13 protein-coding genes are annotated in these 12,372 nt (G+C 48.5%); 3 read left to right on the top strand and 10 right to left on the bottom strand.

The window, feature by feature from the left end; genetic code table 11:
• Positions 1–18 precede the first annotated feature (18 nt).
• Positions 19–603, bottom strand: a complete 585-nt coding sequence (sodB, locus tag Q4491_RS00600) for a superoxide dismutase [Fe] (protein WP_161455300.1) — start codon at positions 601–603, stop codon at positions 19–21.
• A 320-nt stretch (positions 604–923) separates the two neighbouring features.
• Here sodB and Q4491_RS00605 point away from each other — a divergent pair, with 320 nt between their 5' ends.
• A complete protein-coding gene (locus Q4491_RS00605; RefSeq protein ID WP_027252810.1) occupies positions 924–1,265 on the top strand; it encodes a Grx4 family monothiol glutaredoxin in 342 nt (113 codons plus the stop codon).
• Between the two features lie 76 nt (positions 1,266–1,341).
• Here the strand turns inward: Q4491_RS00605 and Q4491_RS00610 are convergent, their stop codons facing one another.
• From Q4491_RS00610 to rnt, 4 genes are all read right to left on the bottom strand, one after another.
• On the bottom strand, positions 1,342–2,664 hold the full coding sequence (locus Q4491_RS00610) for a Na+/H+ antiporter family protein (protein WP_192015137.1): 1,323 nt from the start codon (positions 2,662–2,664) through the stop codon (positions 1,342–1,344).
• Between the two features lie 310 nt (positions 2,665–2,974).
• Positions 2,975–5,455, bottom strand: a complete 2,481-nt coding sequence (locus tag Q4491_RS00615) for a VolA/Pla-1 family phospholipase (RefSeq protein WP_303454249.1) — start codon at positions 5,453–5,455, stop codon at positions 2,975–2,977.
• 13 nt (positions 5,456–5,468) lie between these two features.
• A complete protein-coding gene (locus tag Q4491_RS00620) occupies positions 5,469–6,722 on the bottom strand; it encodes an outer membrane protein transport protein (RefSeq protein ID WP_303453327.1) in 1,254 nt (417 codons plus the stop codon).
• 290 nt (positions 6,723–7,012) lie between these two features.
• A complete protein-coding gene (rnt, locus tag Q4491_RS00625; RefSeq protein ID WP_192015140.1) occupies positions 7,013–7,672 on the bottom strand; it encodes a ribonuclease T in 660 nt (219 codons plus the stop codon).
• A 237-nt stretch (positions 7,673–7,909) separates the two neighbouring features.
• On the opposite strand from rnt, the gene Q4491_RS00630 reads away from it, so the two are divergent.
• Positions 7,910–8,755 (top strand): OmpA family protein, encoded by an 846-nt coding sequence (locus Q4491_RS00630; protein WP_303454252.1) that lies wholly within the window; start codon positions 7,910–7,912, stop codon positions 8,753–8,755.
• A gap of 47 nt (positions 8,756–8,802) precedes the next feature.
• Here Q4491_RS00630 and Q4491_RS00635 read toward each other — a convergent pair whose 3' ends face one another.
• Positions 8,803–9,246, bottom strand: coding sequence for a DUF2753 family protein (locus Q4491_RS00635; RefSeq protein WP_303453330.1), 444 nt, complete (start codon positions 9,244–9,246; stop codon positions 8,803–8,805).
• A gap of 15 nt (positions 9,247–9,261) precedes the next feature.
• Positions 9,262–9,873 carry a superoxide dismutase gene (locus Q4491_RS00640; RefSeq protein WP_218382902.1) on the bottom strand — a complete coding sequence of 204 codons (612 nt, stop codon included), beginning with the start codon at positions 9,871–9,873 and terminating at the stop codon, positions 9,262–9,264.
• Between the two features lie 178 nt (positions 9,874–10,051).
• Between Q4491_RS00640 and Q4491_RS00645 the strand changes: the two genes are divergently transcribed.
• A complete protein-coding gene (locus tag Q4491_RS00645) occupies positions 10,052–10,396 on the top strand; it encodes a hypothetical protein (RefSeq protein WP_192015143.1) in 345 nt (114 codons plus the stop codon).
• Between the two features lie 94 nt (positions 10,397–10,490).
• On the opposite strand, the gene gloA is transcribed toward Q4491_RS00645, so the two are convergent.
• The 3 genes from gloA to Q4491_RS00660 form a co-directional block, all read right to left on the bottom strand.
• Positions 10,491–10,883 (bottom strand): lactoylglutathione lyase, encoded by a 393-nt coding sequence (gloA, locus tag Q4491_RS00650; RefSeq protein ID WP_192015144.1) that lies wholly within the window; start codon positions 10,881–10,883, stop codon positions 10,491–10,493.
• Positions 10,884–10,905: 22 nt separating this feature from the next.
• Entirely contained in the window at positions 10,906–11,547 is a 642-nt protein-coding gene (gene nth, locus Q4491_RS00655) for an endonuclease III (RefSeq protein ID WP_027252801.1), read from the bottom strand.
• Positions 11,548–11,662: 115 nt separating this feature from the next.
• Entirely contained in the window at positions 11,663–12,367 is a 705-nt protein-coding gene (locus Q4491_RS00660; protein WP_161455574.1) for an electron transport complex subunit E, read from the bottom strand.
• Positions 12,368–12,372 lie beyond the last annotated feature (5 nt).

Genomic DNA, 12,372 nt, shown 5'->3' on the forward strand with positions numbered 1-12,372 from the left:
AACCGTTAGGTTTGAGAATTAAGCTGCCAGGTTGTTAGCAACGAATTCCCAGTTAACCAGTGCCCAGAAACCGTTCATGTAGTCCGGACGCAGGTTACGGTAGTCGATGTAGTAAGCGTGTTCCCACAGATCAACAGTCAGCAGAGGAGTGACACCTGCTTCAGTCAGTGGCGTACCAGCGTTAGACGTGTTAACGATGTCCAGAGAACCGTCTGCTTTTTTCACCAACCAAGTCCATGATGAACCAAAGTTGTTGATAGCTGAATCAGTGAATTTTGCTTTGAATGCGTCAAAAGAACCAAACGCTTTAACAATGGCATCCGCCACTGCGCCAGTTGGCTCACCGCCGCCGTTCGGGCTCAGGCAGTGCCAGTAGAAAGTGTGGTTCCAGATCTGAGCTGCGTTGTTGAAAACACCGCCAGTCGAGGTCTTGATGATCTCTTCCAGAGATTTGTCTGCGTACTCAGTACCTTCGATCAGGCCGTTCAGTTTCACAACATAAGTGTTGTGGTGCTTACCGTGGTGGTATTCCAGCGTTTCTTGAGAAATGTGTGGCTCAAGTGCATTTTTCTCGTACGGTAGAGCAGGTAGTTCGAATGCCATTACTCGATTCTCCATATTGATGGTGTGGGCAGACCCACGACATTGCTTCCGTTAGCAGGCAACAGCCTGCATCACTTCAAACTGTGTTTGTTATTGTATACAAGCGATAGGCTTGCGTGTTTGCAAATCATTTTAGCAAGTTTTTTCTTTATTAAAAGTAGTCTGAATGAAAAAGGTCGCTGCAAGCAGAAGATGGTAAGCAAGCGTTCAGACAAGTATAAGTCTTAACCTTACTTTTATTAGGCGTTTTTTTCCTTGCCGTGACAAAGTAGAATGTGGGTATCACACTTACTATAAAGCTAACGTTGTTAGAGGAAGCTATGGAAACCATCGACAAAATCAAACAGCAGATCGAAGAAAACCCAATTCTGCTGTACATGAAAGGATCACCAAAACTGCCGAGCTGCGGTTTCTCTTCACAGGCTTCTCAGGCACTGATGGCTTGTGGTGAAAAGTTTGCTTACGTTGATATCCTGCAAAACCCGGATATCCGTGCTGAACTGCCAATTTACGCGCAATGGCCAACTTTCCCGCAGCTGTGGATTGAAGGCGAGCTGGTTGGCGGCTGTGACATTATTCTGGAAATGTTCCAGAAAGGTGAACTGCAACCTTTGATCAAAGAAGCCGCAGCGCGTCGCGACAGTGCTGAAGCCGCAGAATAATTTCTGAAAGCGACTGTACTGATAAAAAAGACCCCGCACTGCGGGGTCTTTCTGTTTCTGCCAAACAATGAGCGGCTTACAGCATCATGGAAGCCAGCCAGCCAAAGGCTATCAGCGGCAGGTTGTAGTGAATAAAGGTCGGCACAACTGTGTCCCACACGTGCTCGTGCTGGCCGTCAGCATTCAGACCGGCTGTCGGGCCCAGGGTTGAATCCGAGGCCGGCGATCCGGCATCACCCAGTGCAGCAGCAGTACCGACCAGAGCCACAGTCGCCAGCGGCGAGAAGCCAAAGCTCAGACATAATGGCACATAGATAGTCGCCAGGATGGGAATGGTCGAGAACGATGACCCTATGCCCATAGTCACCAGCAGGCCAACCACCAGCATCAGCAGGGCAGCCAGCGCTTTGTTGTCGCCGATGGCATGAGACAGCGAACTGACCAGGGTTTCCACCCCGCCAGTGGCTTTCATGACTGCCGCAAAACCGGCAGCCGCAATCATGATGAAACCTATCATTGCCATCATGTGCACGCCTTTGGTGAACACGTCATGGGTATCTTTCCATTTGATCACACCGGCAAGGGTAAACACCATGAAACCGGCCAGACCACCGATGATCATCGAACCACTGTACAGCTGAACGCCCAGAGCAGCCGCGATAGCAATCATGGCCACATAAACATGCTGCATGTTGATCTCAGCGTGCTCCGGTTCGCTGGCCAGGATTTGCGCTTCAGAATATTCCCGTGGTTTGCGGTAGCTGACAAAGGTGGCCAGCAGCAGACCAAACAGCATGCCGGCCGCCGGCAGAATCATGGCATAAGGCACCTGGCTGGCGGCGACATCCAGTCCATTGTCATGCAGGTTTTTCAGCAGAATGTTATTGAGGAAAATACCGCCAAAGCCCACAGGCAGCACCATGTAAGGTGTCACCAGACCAAAGGTCAGTACGCAGGCAATCAGGCGGCGATCCAGTTTCAGTTTGGCGAACACATGCAACAAAGGGGGAATCACAATCGGGATGAAAGCAATGTGCACCGGAATCGCATTCTGCGATGAAATAGACAGCAGCAGCAGAATGGTCAGCACTGAGTACTTCACCCCGGTCGCCGCTGCCGCATTATGATGGCCGCTGATACGTTTGATGACTTTTTGTGCCAGTACATCCGTAATACCCGAACGGGAAATGGCAACGGCGAAGGTGCCCAGCATGGCATAGCTCAATGCTGTGGTAGCACCGCCGCCCAATCCGCCCTCGAAGGCAGAGATAGTATCTGTGAGGGAGAGCCCTCCGACAAGTCCGCCGAGGATGGCACTGAAGGTCAGTGCGACCACGACGTTGACTCGCATCAGCGCCAGTACCAGCATGACGCAGACGGAAATAACGACAGGATTCATAAAACGACTTTCCATTGATAGTTGTGTTATTGCATAACTGAATAATCATGCTATCCAGGCTGCAATGTGCAGGCCGTCTAGTTTGCTGAAAATTTCTTACATGTCGAGAAAAAACTGTGCTCAGGGTGGGATTTTTAGCCGGATATAGTGAAAGGTAAATCAGAATACAAATGAACGGCTGTCTGATGCTGACTCGATCAGGTTGTTCAAAGCGATTCGGGATAGGTTTTTTGTTATGCAAAGGCAATTCAGCAAAGATAAAAAAGGCCAGCGGAGCTGGCCTTTGGAACTTGAGAGATAACAGCAGGTGTTATGGCATGGTTGTCATCAGGCTGGAGTTACTCACTGTGATGTTTCCTTCGGTCAGGAAGGTTTTTGCCTGCGCTTGCATTTCAGCTGTGATGTCTGGGTCGGTTTTCGGATCCAGCAGTGAACTGTGGTCGCCGCTGATAAAAATGCCTGCAGATTTAGTGACGCCAGATACAGTATTTACAAACTGTTCGAAGCCGCTGTTAATCAACGGTAGTGTGCCGCCAAACGGTGAGTATTGTTTCGTTGAATCTGCAGTCAAGCCGTTGGGAATCACTTCATCGTTTTGCACCATAGTCAGGTATTGCTGGGTTGTACTGTCGACCTGTCCAATCAGGTTAATCGGGTCAACGGTATCCAGCACTGACTGTGCAGCATAGGCAAACTGAGACAGAGTACCATCAACAACTGCTTTTTGTGCGTCGGATGCTTTACTGTAGAACAGTGCATAACAGTCGCTATCTGTCGCGCCCTGGCAGTAAGTTTGTTTAAAGCCTTGATAGTCGGAACTGGCTTTTGATAACAGCTTATCTTTAATCACAGGACCAAATTTTGTCGAGTTAAGTAACAGATAAGCAATACCGGAACCTGGGTTGGCGTACTGAGCCCTATCGATTCTGAAAGCACCATACTCAGTTGCTTTTTCTGTCGGATCAGTAATGTCCAGCACAGGCTTGTTCGCCGTCGCTGTAAAGCCAATGCCTGTCATTGCGCCCAGAGAGTGGCCTATGTATTTCACACCAACAATCTCACTTGATATGTTTTTCGGCGACAATATTGTGAGAGGTTTGGCTGGATCTGGTGTTCCGGTAGCGTTCTTCTGGAACTGCAGGCCAAGCGCGGTACGCAGGCTGAGTGTATCTGTAATGGATTCACGGAAATTATCCCGAGCAATGTTGAGGTATTCCAGATTCATATAAACTTCTGGAGAGCTCTCTTTGGTGACATATGTCGTCCCGCCGTCCACAATGCCGCGATCACCATGTAATGGATGATCGATAGCAATCAGCGCCATACATTCTCCATTTAGAGCCGTCGGAGCAAGTGCCAGAACCGAACTCTTGTCAGCGGTTATACCGTGCTGGAAAATCGTAACTGGGATACCTGTACCGCCACCAAGTTCAGTAAGGCAATTGGCTTGTGCAGGCATAACAAGGGTATATGGAACAGATTCCATCGATTTCAGTTGTGGAATCGGACTGTACTGAGAAATCACGCGCTCTGCATCAAGCTGGGTACCGTTTGCTAAGGTCAGTTTCGCACCGGTTAATGCAGCAATCACCTTTTTCTGCACTGAAGCTTCAGTTTGCACGTTTGCCATATCTTCCACAGTGATAGCCGGTGTTAACCCACCCAGTTGCTGTACGATTGCAGCTTTATCTGCATCACTGCCATTTTCAAGAACATGCTTGATTTTAGCCAGACTCGGCATTGCACTCTGCCAAGGCGTGGTATTCCAGGAACCCGCTTTAGTTTCAAGGAAGTAAGGTATCTTGACTGTTCCCTGGTAAGCCTTGATGGAAAGTCCGTTAAAAATTGGAGTGAGAGTGTCTCCTAGAAAATCGGTAATGTCGGTTGGTGTGTCACTGTTAAAGGTGAACATACCTGTGGTATCGACATTATTGGGGTTCGCAGTACCTTTCCAGATTGTGTTGGCATTGCCTGTTGTACCCACTGCTTCAGCTGAAAGCGCTAAGGCGCCTTTTGTTGCATAAAGCACGCTACCTGCGGATGTTGTTGTGAACCAGCTGGAATAAATGATCGTAGCTGTATCAATACCGGTCATACCACTGATTAAGCTTTCGACACCTTGGGTAATTTTCTGTGGGGTGATAAGTTCAGCATTTGCCGGTGTTCGGTTTGACTTCATTACAGCATAAGAGTTGCTCATGCCGACGGCATTTCCATTGATGTCTTTCAAATCATTGGTTAGCGCGAACATGTAATTGCTATTCAGATCCAATGGCTTAAGCGGCATAACGGTGAGCGATGTGCTTGAAGGAACGATCACATAATCGACACCTTCCGTAAGTTGCACTGGTGTTGTTGTAGATGCAGTGCCATCAAGCGGACTGCCGGTTTTGAATAAGTAAAAGCTGCCTGTTACTGTATTTGTATTGATGTTTTTTCCGGAAAAGTTAATTACAATTGGCTGTGTTGTACTCCAGCCATCTGCTTTGCCCAGTGCAACTTTGGGATCGCTTAAGTCTGAAGGATCTGCGGCACTGTCATCCGTCTTGATGGTTCCGTCTGTGCTGTCCATGACCAGGAATGAAGGCAGAATAGGCGCTTTTGTTTTTGAGATAATATCAAAAACCACTTTTGTCTCTGCGTTTAAACTGTCCTGAATTTTTGGATCAACACTTGGATCTCCGTTCAAGCTCAGCTCATCCCCGCAACCAGTCAAACCGATGCTGGCACCAACTAATAACGCAATTAGCTTTTTATTCATTTTATTACCCTTAAATTCTTGAAAGATCATCACTGTGAACGATTTAGAAGGTGTAGTTCACCTGACCTGCGCTGATAATCGCGCCACCTGTCGATTTGTTTGAGAAGCCATCTTCAGTGAATGTCATCTCTTTAGCTGCCAGATAAGCAAATCCGAAATCAAACGACAGATCTTCATTGTGGTTGTAGGTAAAGCCTGCGCTATACCAGTGGCGGTCAGTATCCGGAATACTCAGGGTTGGTTTACCTGCTTGTTCATCCAGCGCATATCCTGCACGAATCGTCCAATGAGGATTTAAGGAATAGGTTGTACCAATGGCGTAGCGGAAATTATCGTCGTAATCTTCTTCTTTCAGCAGACATAAGCCTTCAGTGCCATCTGTATATGTGCATTCGCTGCCAGTAGCACGTAGTTCCTCGAACTTACTGTATTGGGTCCATTGGACGCTGTAATGCACCGCCCATTTGTCAGCAACTTGGTGGAATCCCGAAAACTCTGCAATAGCGGGTAATACGACAGTCAAATCGCCTGAAACAGTGTTGTTTGGTGTTCCTGTAAAGAGGCCAATGTTGTCAGTAAAATCACCCTCAAAGTCTAAATCGGTTTGAGAGCGGTAGCTCAAGCCGAAGCGGTGATCTTTATTGACTTCGTACAGCGCCCCAATATTCCAGCCAAACCCAAAACTGTCGCCTTCTAAGCCGATAATTTGATCGGATGCGCTGTTGCCAAGGTTCGTTGAACCGGAATAACGGTGGAGCTCAGCAGTGCCGTATATCAGGCTGACTCCCAGTCCTAAGCTGAGGTTATCATTCACTCGATAACCGACACTTGGGTTGAGGTTAACAGTAATTAAAGATGTTTTACCTGCCGACAGGCCAGCTTGGAATGCTTGCGGGTATTCAGTCGTAACGCCATAGTTTGAAAACATGGCAAGACCCAAAGCCAGTTTGTCGTCGATTGGGTTGATATAGTAAGCGGCTGGCACAATACCTAGCGGGGCAATGTCTTTCGCCGTTTGAGTTGAACTGACATTTGGATTCAAGTCAGTACTTTCAATATCAATCGATGGATCAACAATGCTCAGCGCGCCGGAAAAAGTGCGTTGTTTGAACATCGTTGATGCGGCGGGGTTACGGGCCAGCACTGCGGCGTTATCGGCAATCGCGGCTTCACCGGCGAAAGCCCGGCCTAAACCGCTGGCGGAGTGTTCAGCTACCTGGAAACCAGCACTTTGCGCCTGGAGGGATGTCAGCGCGGCGGCCACGGCGAGTGCGGTTACATGAAATCTTTTGGACATTCTGCTGCCTCTCTTGTTGTTTATTATTGATATGCTTCGCGTTCTTCAATCCATGAAAGAATGGTGAATCAGCTTGTAGACTCGGAGTATAAGGATTCGCTACGCCAATGTTAACCATATGTAACAGGGTGTTTGAGGTGTAGTAAGGCTATTTGTACGGTGTATTATTTATCTGTGTTTTAAACTCATGTTTGATTAATTTTGGACGTTTGTTTCATTTTTGTGAGAAGGCCCAGCAAGGCTGGGCTTTGGTAGGAGGTCTGATGAGTGTTTCTGTTTCAGGTCTGACCTTAGGCTTCTTCTTCTGTTTGAAGTGCCGCGACTGGCCATCCACCTAATTTTTTCCATTTGTTAACGATCTCACAAAATAATTCTGCGGTTCGTTCGGTGTCATAGAGAGCTGAATGCGCTTCTTTGTTACAAAATGGAATATTCGCTGTTTCACAGGCTTTAGCCAGCACCGTCTGACCGAACGCCAGGCCACTCAGTGCCGCGGTATCAAATGTGGCAAAAGGATGAAAGGGAATGCGCTTTAGCTTGGCCCTTTCAGAGGCGGCCATGACGAAGCTGTGATCAAAGTTCGCATTATGCGCTACCATGATGGCGCGGGAGCAGCCTTCTTCTTTTTGTTCTTTCCGTATGACTTTATAGATTTCTTTCAGGGCTTCTTCTTCCGTCACCGCGCCACGTAACGGGCTGAACGGATCTTTGATACCGTTAAAATCCAATGCTTCCTGATGGATAACCGCACCCTCAAAAGGCGTAATGTGAAAATGCAGTGTGCTGGCAGGTTTGAGCCATCCTTCTTCGTCCATGGTCAGGGTGACAGCACAAATTTCAAGCAGGGCATCAGTGTTGGCATTGAAACCGGCCGTCTCTACATCTACAACGACAGGAAAGAAACCACGAAAGCGACTTTTCAGGGTATTTAATGTGTTTTCTTGGCTCATGATAATGTTGCTGATAAAAATGAGGCCAGCATTATGTCAGATCTGGTTCAGAAGCTAAACCCTTGCCGCTAAGGTATGACGGCAGGGCACTGATACTGGGAGGTTGTCAGAAAGATAAACGGCGGCTAAAGATTTTGCGACAAAATCCGATACAATACCCAGTACTTGCAAGTAGGTTATACCGGGATGATAAAAATGACGTTGCCATTGAAGCTGGGGGCTTGGTCTTTAGCACTGATGGGTGCCTGTTCGCCAGCTTGGGCAGGAAAATATTATGTTGCGACGCCCGGGGAATCTACCTGGGAGATGGTGGTTGATACGCCGCTGGAATGCCAGTTGCAGCATGCCATCCCGAATTTTGGTCAGGCGCAGTTTACATCCCGTGCCAGTAAAAAAATGAACCTTGATTTTGAACTGACAATGCGTCGCCCGCTGGGACAGACCAGTAATGTCAGCCTGGTGTCTATGCCTCCGCGATGGCGGCCCGGTGATGCGGCTGAACCGTTGACGCGACTGAAATTCTTTAAGCAGTTTGACGGTTATGTGGGCGGGCAGATGGCATGGAACATGTTGTCGGAACTCGAAGAGGGGAAAATACCTACCTTCAGTTATCAGGACTGGCAGCACAGAAATGAAAGGATTGAAGTCGGCCTGTCTGCCGTGGCATTCAGTGCGGGTTATAAGACTTTCAGTACCTGTCTGGCCAATCTGCTGCCTTATAATTTTGAGGATATCTCTTTTACTGTGCTGCATTACGATAAAAACAGCGATGAGCTGAACAAAGCCTCACAGAAGCGTCTGGCGCAAATTGCGGATTTTATTAAGTACAGTCAGGACATCGATCTGATCCTGGTCGCGACTTACAGTGATTCCTCTGGCGGAAAAAATACCAACCAGTCTTTATCAGAGCGCCGTGCAGAAAAGCTGGAGCAGTATTTTGTCTCTTTGGGTCTGCCTAAAGATCGGATAGAAGTTCAGGGGTTTGGTGAGCGACGTCCAATTGCGGATAACAGTACTCCGCTGGGGCGCAATAAAAACAGGCGTGTTGTGATTTCCATGGGCCGGACATCCAGCCTGATGTGATTCGGTATTCCCTCATTCACGTGATCGCGAATGAGGGAATAGAGCGCTCATTGCAAGCGGAACCTGGCAATAAGCTCACACTGGTTGCTGGTGGTGATATGCGCCACCTGTTTTGCCACTTTGGGGTTAGGGTGGCGTTTGAGAAAATCGATCAGCGCTGACTTACAGCAACCCAAAGAGCTGATGAAGGCTTCACAGTCACGGTTCGGGCATTGTGGAATCAGCGCCATAATCTGCTCGGATGCCAGTTGCAGATATTTCAGCTCGTAGTCGCCGTCTCCCTGCTTTCGCCAAAAACTGGCCAAGTTGTGACAGGCAGTCACTTTAATGGCCAGCAATTCTTCCAGCTCATCCAGACTCCCATCGACAGGTTCCAATTGCTGCGATTCAGACAGAGCAAGCTGATAATGGATCACTGACATCATGGGTTTATGGTCTTTCTCTGCTTCTGCTGCCAGCAAGGTGTGCATTTCCCACCGTGACACATTCATGAGTACATTTCCTTCTTATTGATGAAGTGCATCCAGATAATGTTGTTCTACCTGATCCCAGTCAACCACCTGCCACCAGGCACTGATGTAGTCGGGACGCTTATTCTGGTACGTCAGGTAATAAGCATGTTCCCACACATCGAGTGCCAGGATTGGAGTACCGCGGTTTTCCACCACATCCATCAGGGGATTGTCCTGATTAGAGGTTGAGGAAATCTCCAGTCGCCCGCCAGTGACAGACAACCAGATAAAACCTGAGCCGAAGTGAGCTGCAGCGGCGTCTGAAAAGGCGGTTTTAAACTCATCAAAGCTGCCGAAGTGGCATCGAATCGCTTCTGCCAGCAGGCCGACAGGCTGCCCGCCACCATTGGGTGACATGCACTGCCAGTAGAGGTTGTGATTGTAGTAGCCCCCGCCGTGATTTCTGACCGCAGGACTGAATTCGGAAACCCGTGAAAAAATGTCTTTAAGGGTGAGTTGTTCGAGATTGGTGTTTTCAATGGCGCTGATGAATTTTTCAAAGTAGGTTTTATGATGACGGCTGTGGTGCACTTCCATGGTTTTGGCATCAATATAGGGTTCGAGCGCATCATAGGGATAGGGTAATGCTGGGAAAGTAAATGACATGTGGTTTCCTCCTGTATTTAGTAAATAATAATGAGATCGTTTCTCATTATCAATAGTGGCGAGTCATCTACTTATACCAGTTCTCATTATTGAAGAAGAGAGATAGCCAAAACACGCTAGATTGATAGAAGCAAGGATCGTTGATCCGACATAACAATAGAAAAAGCGTGGTGAAAAAATGAAACGGCAACTCTTGGCTATGGTGATAATGATCGCCGCTTCTTCCGTCTTTGCGGATGACAAAGACATAGTGAATAGCGGCTTAGAAACAATGAAAGAAGAGGTGGCGGCAGCGACTCAGGCTCAGCTCATCACTAAGGAGCAGGCAGAGGAGATGGGGCTGAATCGGTCAACCACTTATGAGGTGTTCAGCTCTATCAGCGCAGACAATCTGACTGATAATGTGGTCGACAAACTGAAAGAATCGAAAATGCCGTATTACTCAGTGGATGTCATAGATACTGGTAATCAGGAAGAAAATTACCGGGCGGAAGTGACGGAATATTTTGGCAAAGTGGAATAGCCACTCATCGGTGTTATCGTGCGTAACTGTGATCGTGCGTAACAAGAGGGCAGAAACTATTCTGCCCTCTTTGCGTTTCGTGTTATCCGGTTTATCAGCTGCGCTGAATCAGTTCAATCTGATAGCCGTCAGGATCGCGAACAAAGGCAATGTGCGTTGTGCCGCCTTTAACCGGGCCCGGTTCGCGGGTAACGTTCCCCCCTGAAGCTTTAATGGCTTCACAGGTGGTATAGATATCATCGACACCAATGGCGATGTGGCCATAAGCGTTGCCCATGTCGTACTCAGTGGTGCCCCAGTTGTAAGTGAGTTCGATGACTGCCCCTTCGGATTCATCCGAATAACCGACAAAAGCCAGGGTGTACTGGTAGGCTTCGTTATCCGACTTTCTTAACAGCTTCATGCCCATGATGTCTGTGTAGAAAGCGATAGAACGGTCAAGATCACCCACGCGTAACATGGTGTGCAGAATGCGTCCGTTTGCCATTTTTTTCTCCTCAGAGTAGAGCTTATTCAGCGGGATAGACTTTGTCTTTGAATTCACAGAGATCTTCAATAATGCAGCTACCGCAGCGGGGCTTGCGTGCCACACAAGTGTAACGTCCATGCAGGATCAGCCAGTGATGGACATCGACTTTGAATTCTTTCGGCACCACTTTCAGCAGCTTTTGTTCGACTTCGTCGACATTCTTGCCCATGGCGAATTTGGTGCGGTTGGACACACGGAAGATATGGGTATCAACAGCGATAGTCGGCCAGCCAAAAGCGGTATTGAGCACGACATTGGCGGTTTTACGGCCGACGCCCGGCAAGGCTTCCAGCGCTTCACGGTTTTCAGGGATTTCACCGCCATGCTTCTCAACCAGAATTCGGCAGGTTTTGATGACATTTTCAGCTTTAGAATTAAACAGACCTATGGTCTTGATGTGCTCTTTTACACCCTCGACCCCCAGCGCCAGCATGTCTTCCGGTGTGTTGGCAACAGGATACAGCCTGGCGGTGGCTTTGTTGACGCTGACATCGGTTGCCTGCGCTGACAGCAATACGGCTATCAGCAATTCAAACGGGTTGCTCCAGTGAAGTTCCGTTTCCGGGTGCGGGTTATTAGCCCGCAATCGCTCAAGGATTTGAACGCGTTTCTGATTGTTCATGCTCGCTTCCTAAGTTCGGCAGGGCAGGTTACTGGCACAGATAGAAATTGTAGGGAATGCCAATTACCGAGATCAATGTTGCTGAGCTTTCATCATAATGAAAGGCTCGTAAAAATCAGTTCGCAGAGGTAATACGAACCCGCTCGATCTCGGGTTTTTTCTCTGCGGTCTGTGTTCTCTCTGCCTGCTTTTTGTCAATAATGTTTTTTAGGGCAATCAGGAAGCCGACACCAATAAAGGCGCCCGGTGGCAGCATCGCCAGCAGGAAATTGTTCTCTGTGCTGAAGACTTCTATCCGCAGCACCGACGCCCAGTCACCCAGCAGCCGGTCGGCCCCGTCAAACAAGGTGCCGTTGCCCAGAATCTCACGTCCTGCACCCAACACCACCAGTACAGATGTCATGCCCAGCCCCATCCAGAGCCCGTCAATCACGGCTGGCATAGGTGCATTTTTTGAGGCAAATGATTCGGCGCGACCAATGATGATGCAGTTGGTCACTATCAGAGGGATAAAGATCCCCAGGGACAAAAACAGACCGTATGTGTAAGCGTTCATCAGCAACTGGACACAGGTGACCAGCGCCGCAATGATCATCACAAAGATCGGAATGCGGACTTCGTTTGGTACCCACTCCCGAATGAGAGACACAATCAGGTTAGAACCCACTAACACCAGAGTAGTGGCAATGCCCAGTCCAAGGGCGTTGGTGACCGTGGCTGAGACTGCCAGCAGCGGGCATAATCCCAGTAGCTGCACGATAGCCGGGTTGTTGTGCCACAGCCCGTTAGCCATCAGTTCGTTATTTGGCGTTGAACTCATTTTGC

Origin of the sequence: Photobacterium sp. 2_MG-2023 (genome assembly GCF_030547675.1) — a bacterium.
GTDB classification, from domain to species: Bacteria; Pseudomonadota; Gammaproteobacteria; order Enterobacterales; family Vibrionaceae; genus Photobacterium; species Photobacterium arenosum.